The 18,296-nt window shown below is 68.5% G+C and carries 1 protein-coding gene; it reads right to left on the bottom strand.

Annotation, left to right across the window (positions count from 1 at the left end):
* On the bottom strand, positions 1-18,296 hold an 18,296-nt coding region (locus M4D77_RS20030), incomplete at both ends, for a non-ribosomal peptide synthase/polyketide synthase (RefSeq protein WP_259937162.1).

Below are 18,296 nucleotides of genomic sequence, written 5' to 3'. Positions count from 1 at the left end.
ACCTCGCCCACCCGGGGGGCGACGCGCGCCGCCGACAGCGAGTTGCCGCCGAGATCGAAGAAGGACTCGGTCACGCTGACCTCGCCGAGGCCCAGCACCTCGGCGAACACCGCGGCGACCGCGGCTTCCTGATCGGTCTCCGGTGCCACGATCTCGCCGGCCTCGATGACCGGTTCGGGCAGCGCCGCCTTGTCGAGCTTGCCCACCGGGGTGAGGGGGAGCTCGTCGAGCACCGCGACCGACGCCGGCACCATGTGCGCCGGGAGACGTTCGCCGACAAACGATCTCAGCTCTGCCGGATCGACCTCGGCCCCGGTGGTGACCACGTAGGCGGCCAGTGCGGTGGCGACCGAACCGCCGACACCGACGACCACGGCCGAGCGGACCGCCGGATGCTCGGCGAGAACTGCCTCGATTTCACCGAGTTCGATGCGCAGACCGCGCAGCTTCACCTGGTCGTCGCTGCGCCCGGAGTACTCGATGACCGGGGCGCCGGCGGAATCCTGCTTCCAGCGCACGATGTCGCCGGTGCGATACATCCGGTCACCCGGGTGACCGTGCGGGTTCGCCACGAACCGATCGGCGGTCAGGCCCGGACGGTCGAGGTATCCGCGCGACAGCGCGCCGCCGTTGACATACAGCTCACCTGCGACCCCGATGGGGACCGGACGCAACTGCGCGTCGAGCACCATCAGGCCCACGCCGGCGAGCGGGCCGCCGAGCGAAACCGGCTCGCCCACCGCCATCGGCGCACTGATGGTCACGCCGATCGTGGTCTCGGTGGGGCCGTAGAGGTTCTGGATCCGCCGGAACGGCGCCCAGCTGTCCTTGAGCGCCTGCGGCACGGCCTCGCCACCGGCGTAGACGACCCGGAGGGCCGGGACGGCCTGCGGTTCGATGGTCGCGAGCACGGTCGGCGTCAGGAACGTATGGGTGATCGCCTGCCGCATCATGAGGTCCTGCAGCGGCGGGCCGCCGACGGCGTCGGCGGGGCGGTAGATCAACACGCCGCCGGACACGATCGCGAGCAGGTACTCGAGCACCGACGCGTCGAAGCTGGGCGAGGCGAAGCCGAGCACCCGCGAGTACTCGTCGGCGCCCGAGCGCCGGATCTCCTCCGCGGCGAAGTTCGCCAGACCCGAGTGGGTCACGGCGACACCCTTCGGTCGCCCGGTGGAGCCGGAGGTGTAGATCACGTAGGCGACGTTGTCCACCCGTACCGGCGCACGACGATCCGCAGCGGTGATCGACGCATCGGACAGTGTCTCGATCTCGGCGGACAGGGTGGCGTCGTCGAGACGGAGCCACGAGAAGCGTTCCCCGGGCAGGGTTCCCGACGCCTGCACGGCCAGGCCCAGAATCGCGCCCGAGTCCTCGACCATGTTCGCCACCCGTTCGGCGGGATAGTCCGGGTCGATCGGCACATACCCACCACCGGTCTTGGCCACCGCCCAGATCGCGGTGAGCAGCTGCGCGGAGCGGCCGATCGCCAGCGCGACCAGCTTCTCCGGGCCGATGCCCTGACCGATCAGCCAGCGCGCCAGGCGGTTCGACCGCGCGTCGAGATCGGCGTAGGACAGCCAGACGTTGTCGGCGTCGACGACGGCCTGACGCGGACCCCACTTCGCGGCGGCCCGGACGAACAGATCGCCCAGGACGACCGGCTCGGTTCCCGGTCCCCCGGTGACGACCGCGTCGGAGTCGGCGATCGACACCGTTGTGCGCTCCGGCTCGGGTTGCGCTGCGGCGCGGGCGAGTTCGGCCAGCGACATCGTGTCGCCGAGGGTGATCTGCCGCAGCGGGGTCCGGGGATCGTCGACGGCCTCGGTCAGCAGTCCGACGAGCTGCTCGCCCAGGCGGACCGCGGTCGACTCGTCGAACAGGTCCGTGGCGTAGGTGATGGTGCCCGCCCACTCCTCGCCGCGGCCGGGCTGGGTCATCCCGATGAGCAGGTCGACGCGCGCCGGGGTCTGACCGGTGTCCACCGCACTCACCTGGAGGCCGGCGACCTCTCCCACCGACAGGTCGGCGCCGGCGAGCTCCGGCAGGGTGGATTGGTCGAAGGTGAGCCAGACCTGGGTGAACGGAGCGAAGGCCGCCGACCGCTGGGCACCGGCGGCATCGACGACGATCTCGAAAGGCACATCGGCATTCGCGAACGCGCCGAGATCGGCCTCCCTGGTGGCCTCGAGCAGGTCGGCGAAGCCGCGGTCGAGGTCGACGCTGGTGCGCAGCACGAGCGTGTTGACGAACATGCCGATCAGCGGATCGAGCACGCGTTGACCTCGACCCGCGATCGGGGTGCCGATCGCGATGTCGTCAGTCGCCGACAGGCGCGAGAGCAGCGCGGCCAACGCCGCGTGCACGACCATGAAGGGCGTGGCGCCGGTGTCCTGCGCGACGCGCGCGATCCGGTCACCGACCTCGGCCGGCACGGTGAAGGAGACGCGTCCGCCGCGCTGGCTGGCACGAGCCGGGCGGGGCCGGTCGGTGGGCACGTCGATCACGTCCGGCAGACCGGCCAACCGCTCGACCCAGTAGGCGAGCTGGCGACCGACAACGGATTCCGGATCGTCGGGCGAGCCGAGCACGTCGTGCTGCCAGATCGCGAAGTCGGCGAACTGGACCTCGAGATCTGCGAAATCCGGGTCGGCATCGGCGGTTTCGGCCAGATAAGCGGTGACGACATCGCTCACCAGGGGCATCATCGACTCACCGTCGGAGGCGATGTGGTGGGTGACGACCGCGAACACGTGCTCATCCGGCGCCACCTCCCAGATCCGGGCGCGGATCGGCCAGTCGCGCGAGACGTCGAAGCCGGCCGACACCGCGGCCTCGATCTCCTCTTGCGAGGAGACCACATCCCAGTCCAGACGCGCGGCGACCGAGGTCGCGCGGTTGATCTTCTGATACGGCGTGCCGTCGGCGGACGGGAACGTGGTCCGCAGCGACTCGTGGCGCGACACCACGTCGATCAGGGCGGCGTGCAGAGCGTCTTCGTCGAGGGAACCGGACAGACGCAGCACCACCGGGATGTTGTAGGCCGGCGACGTGGTATCGGCTTGGTTGACGAACCACATCCGTTGCTGCGCAAAGGCCAGCGGGATGCGTTCCGGACGCGGACTGACCGCGACGATGGGCGCCCGGGCTGCGTCGAGATCGGCGCTGGCACGGGCCAGTTCCCGCACGCTCGGCGCGTCGAACAGGTCGCGGACCGAGATCTCGCTGCCGGTGACCTCACCGACGCGCGCGGCCAACCGCATCGCCGACAGCGAGTTGCCACCGAGGTCGAAGAAGGAGTCGGTGACGCTCACGCGGTCGAGGCCGAGGACGTCGGCGAACACGGCCGCCACCGCGGCCTCCGACTCATCGGCGGGCTCGATGTACTCACCGGCGGAGAACACCGGCTCAGGCAGTGCACGACGGTCGATCTTGCCTGCGGTGTTCAGCGCGATGTCCTCGACGGGCATCCACACGCTCGGCCGCATGTACTCCGGGAGCGACGCCGCGACAACGGACTTCACCGCGTCGAGGTCGAGACGTTCGCCCGGGACCCCCGCCACGTAACCGACGAGGTGTTCACCGCCACCGGGCGCCGTGGCCACCGTCGCCGCAGCGTGCACGACGCCGGGCGCCGACGCGATGACCGCTTCGATCTCACCGAGTTCGATGCGCTGTCCGCGCAGCTTGACCTGGAAGTCGGTGCGGCCGAGATACTCCAGCACGCCATCGGGACGGCGGCGCACCAGGTCGCCGGTGCGGTACAGACGCGAGCCCGGCTCGCCGTACGGGTCGGCGACGAATCTCTCGGCAGTGAGGTCCGGGCGAGCGGCGTAACCGCGGGCGAGTTGGACCCCGCCGAGGTAGAGCTCGCCGGGCACGCCGGGAGGGACCCGGCGCAACCGCGAATCCAACACCACTGCAGACGAATTCCAGACCGGAACGCCGATGGGCACCGTCGGATCATCCGCGGCGACGGAGTGAATCCGCTCGAACGTGATCTCCACCGCGGCCTCGGTCGGGCCGTACAGGTTGAAGAACCAGGCATCCGGCCACAGTTCGCGCACCGGTGCCGCGACCGCCGGCGGCAACGCCTCACCCGTGGTCGAGACGATCCGGAGGGTGTCGAGCGCGGCGAGCTGTTCGCGGTCGACGACCTCGAGGAACACCGAGAGCATGGACGGCACGAAGTGCACCATCGTCGTGCCGGTGCGGGCGATCTCGTCGGCCACCTGCCGCGGATTGAGGTGACCACCGTCGGCGAGGACGACCACGCGCGCGCCGATCGCCAACGGCGCGAACAGTTCCGGCACCGAGCAGTCGAAGGTGTACGGCGTCTTCTGCATCACGACGTCGTCGGGGCCGATCGGCAGCGCGTCCAGGCCCCACCACAGGCGGTTGAGCACGGCCGCGTGTGAGAGGGTCACACCCTTCGGACGTCCGGTCGACCCGGAGGTGAAGATGGTGTATGCCGCATCATCCGGGCGCAGCGGCGCGAGTCGCTCGTCGTCGGACACCGGGGCGGCGGACGCCGCGTCGACGTCCAGCAGCGCCGAGGCGTCGACGGTCATGACACGGACCCCGGCCTCGTCCGCGGCGTTCACCGCGCCGGGTACCCCGTCCGCGTCGGCGACCAGCAGCACTCGCGCACCGGCGGTCTCGTACATGTAGCGAACGCGGTCCGCGGGTGCGGCCACGTCGACGGGTACATACTGACCACCGGCGGCGACGACGGCATGGATGACCACCATCATCTCGACCGATCGCGGAACACACAGCGCCACAGCGACATCGGGACCGACCCCGGCGGCTATCAGGGCACGGGCGAGCGTGTTGACCCGGGCCGAGAACTCCGCGTAGGACACCTCACGCTCACCGAAGACGAGCGCGGTCGCGTCAGGAGTGCGTCGGGCCTGCGCGGCCACGGCGTCACTGACCGTCTGCACGGCCGGCAACTCCACGGGATCGCCCCATTCGGCGGTCTCGATCTCGGCCACCGTCGCCGGCGCGACGAAGGGCGCGTCGCCCACTGCGGTTCCCGGCGCCGCGGTCAACGCACCGAGCAGGCGGGTGAAGCGGTTGGCGAACTCAAGGACGGTCGCTTCCTCGAAGAGGTCGGTGGCATAGGTGATCGACATCGGCCATACCTGGCCGACCGGGCGAGACGACACCGTGATCCACAGGTCGGTCTGCGCCATCGCGGCCACGTCATCGTACGGCGTGACCGTCAGTCCGCCGGCCTCGCCGAGAGCTTCGGTCACCGACGCGGCCGGGTCGAAGGAGAAGATCACCTGCGCCAGTGGAGCGAACGCCTCGGAGCGAACCGGGTTGAGTCGGTCGACGAGGGTCTCGAACGGGATGTCGGCGTGAGCGAAGGCGCTCAGGTCTGTCTCGCGAACATCCGCGAGGAATTCCTGGAACGACCGGCCACCGTCGACGCCGGTCCGCAGGACGAGCGTGTTGACGAACATGCCGACCAGCGGATCGAGCACTTCCTGGCCTCGACCGGCGATCGGCGTGCCCACCGCGATGTCGTCCGTCGCCGAGAGTCGTGCGAGCAGAACTGCGAGGGCAGCATGCACGACCATAAAGGGAGTCACTCCACCCGCACGGGCGAGATCGGCGACAGCACTGGCGACATCGGCCGGGATGTCGACGCCGACGCGCGCACCACGACCGGATGCAACGGCGGGCCTCGGCCGATCAGCGGGTAGTTCGAGGACGTCGGGCAGGCCTGCGAGCTGAGTTGTCCAGTAGGCGAGTTGACGAGCAACCACGGATTCGGGATCGTCGACCGAGCCGAGCACCTCGTGCTGCCAGATCGCGTAATCAGCGAACTGTACAGGGAGCGGGGCGAATTCGGGCTGCTGACCGGCGGCCCGCGCGGTGTAGGCGGTGACCAGGTCGGACACCAGCGGCGACAGCGACTCGCCGTCCGCGCCGACGTGGTGCAGGACGATGGCGAGGATGTGCTCATCGTCGGCGACGGGGTACAGACGGGCACGGATCGGCCATTCGGAGGTGACGTCGAAGCCGGCGGTCGCCCCGTCGACCAGGTCGGCCTCGGAGTCGACGACAAGCCAATCGAGGTGCTCGACGACCGAGGACTCGGGATGGACGAGTTGATATGGCACACCGGCCTCGTCCGGGAACGTGGTTCGCAGCACCTCGTGACGAGAGACCACATCCACCAGTGCCGCACGCAGTGCCTCGACATCGAGGCCACCGCGCATCCGCAGGACCGCGGGGATGTTGTGCATCGCCTCACCCGGTTCGAACCGGTTGATGAACCAGAGCCGTTGCTGCGCAAAGGACAGCGGGATCCGATCCGGCCGCGGCGACACTGTCGTCACTGGTGGAAGATCTGCGCCGCGATCAGCCACTGCGGCGACGAGTTCCCGCACCGACGGCGCATCGAATACGTCGCGGACGGTCACTCGGGTACCCAACGCGGCCGCGACCCGTGACGCCAGGCGGGTCGCGGACAGCGAGTTACCACCCAGGTCGAAGAAGCTCGTCGTGACGCCGATCGCCTCGAGACCGAGGACCCCGGCGAACACCTCCGCCACCTCGGCCTCGAACTCATCCGCCGGTGCGACGAACTCGGCGGCCGATGCCGCGACGAGCTCGGGCTCAGGCAGTGCGCGTCGATCGATCTTGCCTGCGGTGTTGAGCACCATCTCCTCGACGGGAACCCAGATGGTGGGCCGCATGTACGCCGGAAGCGATCGGGCCACGACGTCCCTCACCGCATCGAGGTCTACCCGTGATCCGTAGGCCCCTGCCACGTAGGCGACGAGGTGTTCTCCGGTGTCCGGTGTCGAGTACACCGTCACGGCAGTGTGCACGACTCCAGGTGCGGTCGCGATGACCGACTCGATCTCGCCCAACTCTATGCGCTGTCCGCGCAACTTCACCTGGAAGTCGGTACGACCCAGATACTCCAGCTGCCCTTCTGTATTCCAACGCACCAGGTCACCGGTGCGATAGAGACGTTCTCCGGTCCCGCTGAACGGATTGGCGACAAAACGCTCGGCGGTCAGTCCCGGCCGTGCGGAGTACCCGCGCGCGAGTTGCACTCCGCCGAGGTACAACTCGCCCGGCACGCCCGCCGGTACGCGTTGCAGCCGCGCATCGAGAACGAATGTCGCGGTGTTAGGCACCGGTACGCCGATGGGCACGACATCCTCGCCCGGTTGCACGTGGTGGGCGGTCACGTCGACCGCAGCCTCCGTCGGACCGTAGAGGTTGTGCAACTCGTTGCCCGGTAGCGCGGCGAGCAGCGATCGGGCGGCCGCCACCGTGAGCGCCTCACCAGAGGTGAATGTCAGTCGCAGCGACGCGAGGTCACCCGTCCTGTCCCCGAGAACGTCGAGGAACACCGACAGCATCGACGGCACGAAATGAATGATCGTGACCCGTTGTGTTCCGATCAGATCGGCGAGGTACTCCGGGTCGCCGTGCCGGCCGGCATCAGCAATCACCAGGGTCGCTCCGACCTCGAACGGAAGGAACAGTTCCCACACCGAGACGTCGAAGGTGATCGGCGTCTTCTGCACGAAGACGTCTGCCTGTCGGATCGCGTACCAGTCGCGCATCCAGTCCAGGCGATTCACGATCGCGCGGTGCGAGACGGTCACGCCCTTCGGCCGACCGGTCGAACCGGAAGTGAAGAGGGTGTAAGCCGGGTCGTCACCGCGGATCGGTCGGACCCGGTCGGCGTCGGTGATCGGCGCGATGTCCGACCCGGGGTCGCGAGCGGTGTCGACGGTGACAAAACGGACGTCGTCGAGGCCGGACAGATCGGTGTCCACCGGGCGCGGTCCGATGAGGACGATCCCGACGCCTGCGGTCTCGAGCATGTAGACGGCGCGATCACGCGGCGCGGCGGTGTCCACCGGCACGTAGTGCCCGCCGGCCGCAACAACGGCGTGAATAGCCACCAGCATGTCGAGTCCGCGGTCGATGCATACTGCCACCGGCACCTCGGGTCCGACACCGAGGCCTAGTAGTTCACGCGCGAGACCTGCTACGTGAGAGTCGAATTCGCGATAGGTAACCCGTCGGCCGCCATGAACCACCGCGATGCCCTCGCGGGCGGCCCGTCCGTGTCGGCCCAGGGCTTCGGTCAAGGATGTGACCGGCATCGCCAAGTCGATACCGCGCGAGCGCGCGAGTATCTCGGTGACTTCTTCCGGTTCGAGCAACGTGGCCGTAGCCACAGATGCCGAGATGTCGGTCACGAGCTGTCCCAGAAGGCCGACGAACCGTCGGACGAGCCTGGTCGCCGACTCCTCGCCGAACAGATCACGGGCATAGACGATCTCGAGCGGCCAGTCGCCCGCACCTTCCGGAGCCGTGACGCCGACGGTCAGGTCGACCTTGGCAGCTGGGTCGGGGTCGGTGACCGGTTCGATGAGCAGACCGGCAACGGAAGCGGAGGTGGTGTCGGTGGCCAGTTCCGGAATGGCGGTCTGTCCGAAGGTCAACATGACTTGTGCAAGCGGGGCGAAGGCCTCGGAGCGCACCGGGTCGAGTCGTTCGACCAAGGTCTCGAAGGTGACGTCGGAGTTGGCGAAGGCTTCGAGATCGGTCTCGCGGACCTGCTCGATCAGTTCGGCGAAGCTCATGTTCGGTCGGACCTCGGTACGCAACACCAGGGTGTTGACAAACATGCCCACGAGCGGGTCGAGCGCGCGCTGGCCGCGTCCGGCGATCGGCGTCGCGATCGCGATGTCCTCGGTCGCCGACAGGCGCGCCAGGAGGACCGCGAGCGCGGCATGCACGACCATGAACGGGGTGACGCCCGCGTCGTGAGCGAGAGCGCGAATTCGTTCGCCGACGACTGCGGGGATCGTCTCTCGCACGCGTCCGCCGTGCTGCGAGGCGACCAGCGGGCGGGGACGGTCGAAGGGCAGTTCCAGGACCTCGGGAAGGCCTGCGAGTTTGCCCGTCCAGTAGGCCAACTGCCGGCCCGTCACCGAGGTGGGATCGGACCCGTCGCCGAGAACCTCGTGCTGCCACAGGGCGAAATCGGCAAACTGCACCTCGAGCGGCGCAAACGTGGGCTCCACTCCGTTTGCCCGGGCCTCGTAGGCCGTCAGCACATCGGTCAGCAGAGGCCGCATCGACTCGCCGTCGGCGCCGATATGGTGCAGCACGACGGCCAGGACGTGCTGGCCGTCGCCCGACTTCCACAGGCGGACGCGAATCGGCCAGTCGACGGTGACATCGAACCCGGACATCACCCGGATCAACTCTTCCTCGGAATCGACGACGGCCCAATCGAGTTCGGCGTTGACGCGCTCCACGGGCGAGACCCGCTGATACGGCAGGCCGTCGTACTCCGGGAACGTCGTCCGCAAGACCTCGTGGCGGATCACGACGTCGACGACCGCGGTACGCAACGCGGTCACATCGAGGTCGCCCGTCAGGCGGACGACCACGGGGATGTTGTAGGTGACGGAGTCCGGAGCGAGGCGGTTGAGGAACCACATCCGCTGCTGAGCGAAAGCCACCGGGACCCGCTCGGGCCGCACGACATGCGCGGTCACCGGCGTCAATCCGGCACCACGGCGCGCCAGCGCGGCGGCCAGTTCACGGACGGTCGACAAGTCGAAGATGTCGCGAACCGAGACCTCTACACCGAGATGGTCCGAGGCGCGTGCCACCGCCCGCATGGCAGACAACGAGTTGCCGCCGAGATCGAAGAAGGACGTGTCGACCGACACCCGGTCCACCCCGAGCACGTCGGCGAACACCCGTGCCAGGCTCGCCTCGGTCTTGGTGGCCGGTGCGACGAAGTCGTCCGAGTCGACGTTGATCTCCGGGATGGGTAGCGCGTCGCGATCGAGTTTGCCGTTGGCGGTGAGCGGGAACGACAGCTCCTCGACGACCATGTCCGGGATCATGTACTCCGGGACGCGCCGGCCCACTGTGCGACGTACCTCGTGGAGATCCATGTCGTGGGAACCGTCGGAGATCACGTATCCGATGAGTTGCTCGCCGCGCCTCGGGATCTCGACGACTCTGGCGGCTGCCGCACTCACACCCGGCACCGACAACAATGCCGCCTCGATCTCCGCGAGTTCGATCCGGTAACCGCGGAGCTGCACCTGCGCATCGCCGCGCCCGAGGTACTCGATGTCACCGCCGACTCGACGCGCCAGGTCCCCGGTGCGATACATCCGGGTCCCGGGCTCACCGTGTGGAGCCGCCACGAAGCGGGCCGCGGAAAGGCCGGCCCGGTTCAGATAGCCTTGCGCCAACTGGCCGCCGGTCACGTACATTTCGCCGACCACGCCCTCGGGCACCGGCCGCAGACGATCATCCAGCACGTGGATGCTCAGCGACGACAACGGACGACCGATGAAACTCGCGTCGTCAGCAGTCACTGTCTCCGGTTCCAGCGGCCGGAAGCTGACGTGCACGGTGGTCTCGGTGATGCCGTACATGTTCACCAGCTGCGTGGTCTCCGCCGGATGATCGTCGAACCAGCGACGCACCTGCTCGAAACTCAGTGCCTCACCACCGAACACGATGTATCGCAGCCCGAGCGCCGTGCGATTCCGCCGGCGCGCCTCCGCCAGCTGATAGAACGCCGACGGTGTCTGACTCAACACCGTGACCCGTTCGCGGGCCAGGAGTTCCAGGAACTCGTCCGGTGACCGCGCGAGGTACCGGTCGACGACGATGAGCCTGGCTCCGCTCAGCAGCGGACCCCACAACTCCCACACCGAGAAGTCGAAGGCATAGCTGTGGAACAACGTCCAGACATCCGCCTCGGAGAAGTCGAAATCGCCTGCAGCGGTGTCCATCAGGGTCACCACATCGCGGTGGGTGACTTCGACGCCCTTCGGACGACCGGTCGACCCCGACGTGTAGATCACGTACGCGCGCGACTCCGGATGGATCGCCACCTGGCCCGGCGACGTCTGGTGGCCCTCTCGGACGAGGTCCTCGACCGTCACCACCGGGGTGGAGTCCAGTTGGGTCCAGAGTTCGGCTTCGGCAGTGGTCTGATCGGTCACGACCACAGACGGCGCTGCATCGGCGACGATGAATCGCAACCGATCCACCGGGTTCGTCGTGTCCAGCGGAAGATAGCCTGCACCGCAACGCAAGACACCGACAATCGAACTCACCAGGTCCACCGAACGAGACGGTGCCACCGCCACCAGATCACCCGCGCGTACACCGCGCGCCTGCAGCGCCGCAGCGATCGCGGACGACCGCGCATCCAACTCGGCGTAACTGAGCGTTGTCTCACCCGCGGTCACCGCACGACGATGCGGATGTGCCGACACCGTCCGGCCGAAGAGGTCGACGAGGGACGCACCCGCGTTGACCGTGTCGGTGGCCGGGAGCGGCAGGGCGGCGAGTTCGGCGATCTCCGAGTCGAACAGCACCGGGACGTCACCGGTCGCGATCGCCGGGTCGTGGACGCAGGCGGTCAGAACCGCGACGAACCGATCGGCCAGACGGGCGACGCTCCGCTCGTCGAACAGATCGGTGGCGTACTGGATCACCGCGGGCCAGGGCTGTCCGGGTCCGGCGGTCCCGATCCCGAACAACGCATCGACCTTCGCGGTCAGCTGCGGCACCTCGACGGGCGTGACCCGCACGTCCGCGACCTCGCCACCGGCCAGACCCGACCCCGCCAACTCGGGGACCACCGACTGGTCCAAGGTCAACCAAACCTGGGCAAGAGGCGCGAACGATTCGGACCGAACGGGATTCATCCGTTCCACCACGGTTTCGAACGGCACATCCGAGTGCGCGAACGCGTCAAGATCCACGTCACGGACGCGCTCGAGAAGCGCCTCGAACGAGTCGCCGGAGCCGACGGCGGTCCGCAACACCAGCGTGTTCACGAACATACCGATCATCGGGTCCAGCTCGGCCCGCCCGCGACCGGCGACAGGGGTGCCGACTGCGACGTCATCCGTGGCCGCCATGCGGGACAGCAGGACCGCCAGCGCCGCATGGACCACCATGAAGGGGGTGACTCCCGCGTCACGCGCCAATTCGCCGATCCGGTTCGCGACGGACGCCGGGATCTCGAAGGCGACACGTCCGCCGCGCCCCGATGCCACCTTCGGCCGCGCGCGGTCCGCCGGTAGTTCCAGCACGTCCGGTAGTCCTGCGAGTTGTTCCGCCCAGTAAGCCAATTGCGTCCCGGCCACCGAGTGCGGGTCGAAGGGTGACCCGAGCGTGGCGTGCTGCCAGATCGCGAAGTCTGCGAACTGCATTGCCAGGGGGGTGAACTGCGGCTCACGGCCGCGGACACGAGCCGAATAAGCGGTCACGAGATCGGCGACCAGCGGACCCATCGACTCGCCATCGGCACCGATGTGGTGCAGGACGACCGCGAGCATGTGCTCGTCGTCCGCGACCGGGTACAACCGGACCCGGATCGGCCAGTGCGACGTGACGTCGAAGCCGCCGAGTGCCGCCGTCCACATGGCCTCTTCGGAATGGACGACTGCCCAGTCGAGGCGTGATCCGATCTCCTCGACCGGCGCGATGTCCTGATAGGGCTCCCCATCGCGTTCCGGGAACGCGGTCCGCAGGATGTCATGCCGGGCCACCACATCCATGACTGCGGCATGCAGTGCTGCGACGTCGAGCGCCCCGGTGAGCCGCATGACCACCGGGATGTTGTACGTGGGCGCGTCGGGTTCGAGCCGGTTGATGAACCACATCCGGATCTGCTCGAAGGACAACGGGATGCGGTCGAAGTGCGCCGTCCGTACCGGGCTGTCCACTGTGGTCGCCGCGTGCCCGGCGCGCACGCCCAGAACCTCGGCGAGGCCGCGCGCGGTCGGCGCGTCGAACAGGTCGCGCACGGTCACGGCGACGCCGAAGGCGTCGGACAGTCGCGCCACGACGCGCATGGCGGAGAGTGAGTTGCCACCGAGGTCGAAGAACGGTTCGACGACCGACACCCGGTCCACGCCGAGGACCTCGGCGAAGGTCTCGGCGACCCCGGTCTCGTCCTCGGTCTCCGGCGCCACGTACTCGGCGGCCGCGAACTCTGGTTCCGGCAACGCCTTTCGGTCGATCTTGCCCGCGCTGTTGAGTGCGATGTCGTCGAGGACAACCCAGACGGTCGGGCGCATGTACTCCGGCAATGCGTCGGCCACGACACCCTTGACGGCGTCGAGATCGATACCCGAGACCCCGGCGGGCCCGGCGATGTAGGCAACCAGATGCTGGTCCCCGGTGGGTGCGTCGATGACCGTGGCGGCGGTGTGCACCACCCCGGGCGCAGTGGCGATCACCGCTTCGATCTCACCGAGCTCGATGCGCTGCCCACGCAACTTCACCTGGAAGTCGGTGCGGCCCAGATACTCCAGGACTCCGTCGCGGCGTCGACGAACGAGATCGCCGGTGCGGTAGAGACGTTCGCCACGACCGAAGGGACTGGCGACGAAACGCTCCGAGGTCAGATCCGGCCGGGCGGCGTAGCCGCGTGCCAGCTGGACGCCTCCGAGGTAGAGCTCACCCGGGACACCGGGCGGCACTCGCCGCAGTCGGGAATCGAGCACCACGGACGACGAGTTCCACATCGGTATGCCGATCGGCACCGACGGATCCTCGGAATGGACCGCCTCGATCCGCTCATAGGTGATCTCGACCGCAGCTTCGGTCGGGCCGTAGAGGTTGTAGAACAACACCTGCGGCAACCAGTCGCGCACCCGGCCGGCCGACGCCGGTGGTAGAGCCTCGCCGGTGGTGGAGATGATGCGCACCGATTTCCAGGCCCGTACCCGCTCCTCACCGGCGACCTCGAGGAAGACCGACAGCATCGACGGCACGAAGTGGACCATCGTCGCCCTGGTCCGACTGACCTCGTCGGCGACATAGACCGGGTCCAGGTGACCGTCGGCTTGGAGGATGACCATCGACGCGCCGACCATGAGGGGCGCGAACAACTCGGGCACCGACACATCGAAGGTGTACGGGGTCTTCAGCACCACGCGGTCGACGGTGCCGATGGGCAGTTCGTCCAGGCCCCACCAGAGGCGGTTCAGCACCGCGGAATGGGAGAGCGTGACACCCTTCGGACGTCCGGTGGACCCTGAGGTGAAGAGGGTGTAGATGGCGTCGTCGCCGCGGATGGGACGGACGCGTTCGGCATCGGTCAGCGGCGGCGTGGACAGGTCGACCGCCGCGTCGGCACTGATCGCGTGCATCGTCACGAGGTCGCCGAGTTCGGCGACGGCGGGCGGGGTCCGGTCCCCGCTGACGAGCACCACTGAGACACCTGCTGTCTCGACCATGTACCGCACGCGTTCAGCGGGCGCCGACGTGTCGATCGGAACGTACTGTCCGCCCGCGGCGACCACCGCGTGAATCGCGACGACCATCTCCACCGAGCGCGGAATACACAGGCCCACTGCGGTATCGGGTCCGACGCCCAGGTCTCGCAGCGTCCGGGCGAGCGTGTTGACCCGCGCGCCGAACTCGCCGTAGGACACCTCGCGCTCGCCGGCGATGAGCGCGGTGCGACCGCTGTCCCGGATGACCGTCCGCATCACCGCGGCATCGACAGAAACGACATCCGGCAGCGTCACATCCGGGCCCTGCTCGAACCCGCGGACCGCGGCGACCTCGTCGGGCGACATGAGTCCGACGTCGAGGACTCCGATCGCCGGGTTCGCGATGAGGTCCGAGAGGAGACGCAGGAACCGTTCCCTCAACAGGACGACAGTCGACTCGTCGAACAAGTCCGTGGCGTAGACGATGGAACCGCGCCACGGCTGGCCGGCGGCAGCGGCCGCGAGCCCGATGGTCAGGTCCACCTTCGCCGGGGTGACTTCGTTGTCCACGGCTTCGACGGTCAGACCGTCCACCACGACCGCGCCCAACTCGCCACCGAGTTCCGGCAGCGTCGCCTGGTTCAGGGTGAACAGGACTTGAGCCAATGGGGCGAAGGCCTCGGACCGGACCGGGTTGAGGTGGTCGACCAGACGCTCGAAGGGCAGGTCGGCATTGGCGAAGGCATCGAGGTCGGTGTCGCGGGTCTGCTCGAGGATGTCGAGGAAGGTCGCGGCGGGATCGACACGGGTACGCAACACCAGGGTGTTGACGAACATGCCGATGAGCGGATCGAGTTCGGGCTGACCGCGCCCGGCGACGGGTGTCGCGATGGCCACGTCGTCGACCAGCGACGTACGGCTCAGCAACACCGCCAACGCTGCATGAATCACCATGAACGCGGTCACCCCGTGCTCGCGGGCCATCCCGTTGATCGCGTCGCCCAGTTCCCCGGGGACCTCGACAGGCAGGTGCGCACCGTGCTGACTCGCGACAGCCGGCCGCGGTCGGTCGGCGGGTAGATCGATGACCTCCGGAAGGCCAGCGAGCTGCTGTTCCCAGTACCGGAGTTGTTGCGACACCGGCGAAGTCGGATCACTGGCGTCGCCGAGAACTTCGTGCTGCCACAGCGCGACGTCAGCGACCTGCACGTCGAGAGCGGAGAATGCGGGCGTTTGTCCGACGCAGCGGGCTGAGTAGGCCGTCAGTAGGTCGCGGGCCAGAACCGGACGCGACTCACCATCCGACGCGATGTGGTGCAGGACGATCAAGAACACGTGTTCGTGGTCACCGGTCCGCGTCAGTCGCGCACGCATGGGCCAGTCGATGGTGACGTCGAACCCCGTTGTCGCCGCGGCGTAGAGATCGTCAGTGGTCCCGACCACGGCCCAGTCGATCCGGCCGTCGACCTCGTCGGCGGAGTGGACGACCTGGTGTGGCACCCCGTCCGCGGACGGGAAGGTCGTACGGAGAACTTCGTGGCGACGGACGACATCGGCGAGTGCGTCGCGTAGCCCCGCGTCGTCCAGATCGCCACGCAGCGTCAGAGCGATCGGGATGTTGTAAGTCGCCTGTCCGGGGTCGAGTTGGTTGATGAACCACATCCGCTGTTGTGCGAAGGTGAGCGGCAGACTCTCCGGACGTGGACGGTACGCAGCCACCGGTGGCAACGCCCGCCCGCGCCCACCTGCACGGCCGACGAGTTCCCGCACCGTCGGCGCGTCGAACACATCGCGCACCGAGACATCACGCCCCAACGCATCCGAGACACGCGAGGCCAACCGCATCGCCGACAGCGACGTGCCGCCGATGGCGAAGAAGTCGTCGGTCGCACCGACACGATCGACGTCGAGCAACCCGGCGAAGATCTCGGCGACCTCGGTCTCCTGGCCGTAGGCCGGCGCCACGTACTCACCCGCGGTGAACTGCGGCGCGGGGAGCGCGCGACGATCGACCTTGCCCGAGGTGGTCAGCGGCATCTGGTCCAGGATCATCCACGTGGTCGGGACCATGAACTCCGGGAGTCCCCGCCGCGCAACGTCTTTCACCGTGTCGGCGTCGAGATCGACGCCCGGCCCGGCGGCCAGGTAGGCCACCAGTTGCTCGCCTCCCCCGGCGGGGGCGGCGACGACCACGGCGGTGTGCACGACACCGGGGGCCGATCCGAGCACCGACTCGATCTCGCCGAGTTCGATGCGCTGGCCGCGCAGCTTTACCTGGAAGTCGCTGCGGCCCAGGTATTCGAGTTCACCGGCGGCGTTCCAGCGTCCGCGGTCACCGGTGCGATACAGGCGCCCGCCGGCCGGCCCGAACGGGTCGGCGACGAATGTCTGGGCGGTCAGGCCGGGCCGCGAGGCGTACCCGCGTGCCAGCTGGACTCCGCCGAGGTACAGCTCACCGGCCACGCCGACGGGTACCGGACGCAGCCGCGCGTCGAGCACGCGCACCGACGAGTTCCAGACCGGGGTTCCGATCGGTATGTTCTGCGGCGGCGGCCCGGTGACGGCACCGTAGGTGATGTCGACGACGGCCTCGGTGGGACCGTACTGGTTGACCAGCAACGCATTCGGAAGTGCGGCGGCCAGTCCCGAGGCCAGACCCGGGAGCAGCGCCTCGCCGCCGGAGAAGATCCGGCGCAGGCTGGCGAGCCGCTCGATGCCGACACCGGTGGCGCCGTCGAGGAAGGCGGCGAGCATCGAGGGCACGAACTTCACCGTGGTCACGCCGTGGCGCTCGATGAGCCCGGCGAGATGACGCGGATCGCGGTGGCCGCCCGGTTCGGCGACGACGACCGGCGACGCGTTGAACACCGGTCCGAAGAACTCCCAGACCGAGGCGTCGAAGGTGTACGGGGTCTTCAGCAGGAAGCGATGCGGCCCTTCGCCGTTCGATTCGCTGAACCACGCGAGGGTGTTGCGCAGCGCGCCGTGGGTGACGGTCACACCCTTCGGGCGTCCCGTCGATCCGGAGGTGAAGATCGTGTAGACGGCGTTGTCCGGGTGGACGACCCCGAGACGGTCGGCCTCGGTCACCGGCGGTACGGGCGCGTCCGGGAGCGGAGTCGAGGCGTCGACACGCACGATCCGGCCCCCGAACTCGTCGAGGACCGACGGGACCGTTCCGGGACCGACGACGACGGTGGCCACCTGCGCGGTGTCGAGGATGTACTGCCCGCGTTCGGCCGGACTCTCCGGGTCGACGGGAACGTAATGCCCGCCGGCGGCGACGATTCCGTGTACCGCGACCATGATCTCGACCGACCGGTCGAGACAGACGCCGACCGCGACGTCCGGGCCCACCCCCGCGTCGATGAGCTCGCGCGCCAGCAGTGACACGCGGGCCGCGAACTCGGCCTGGTCGACCACACGGTCGGCGAAGATGACCGCAGGCGCTTCGGGAGCCGAGGCGGCGTTCGACGCCACGAGGTCGGCCACGATGTGCGGCGATCCCACCTCGACCCGGGCGCCGGTCGCGAAGTCGTCGAGACGCGACGCCTCGTCCGGCAGCACGAGCCCGGCGTCACCGACGGGACGCGACGGCGCGCTCAGGACTCCGGTCAGCACGGCGACGAGTCGACGGGTGAGGGTGTCGATCGTGGATTCGTCGAACAGGTCGGTGGCATAGATGACCGATCCGGCCCATCGGCGCCCGTCGTCTCCCCGGTCGATCGCGAAGTTCAGGTCGACCTTCGCACCCGGTGCGGCCGGGGGAAGGGGCTCGAAGCCCAGATCGCCGATGGAACCGCTCTGTTCGGCGTCGATCGCGAAGTCGGCCGAGGCCGACTGGTCGAAGGTGAGGTTCACCTGGGCGAGCGGGGCGAAGGCCTCCGTCCGCACCGGGTTCAGCTTCTCCACGAGGGTCTCGAACGGCACGTCGGAGTTCGCGAACGCGTCCAGGTCGGTCGCCCGTACCCGGTCCAGCAGCGACTCGAAGGACTCGGCACCGTCGACCGGGACCCGGAGCACCAGCGTGTT

Source organism: Gordonia sp. p3-SID1431 (genome assembly GCF_025143765.1).
Classification (GTDB): Bacteria; Actinomycetota; Actinomycetes; order Mycobacteriales; family Mycobacteriaceae; genus Gordonia; species Gordonia hongkongensis.
Note: the sequence above shows the minus strand (reverse complement) of the source record. Positions and strands in the feature narration are given on the sequence as shown.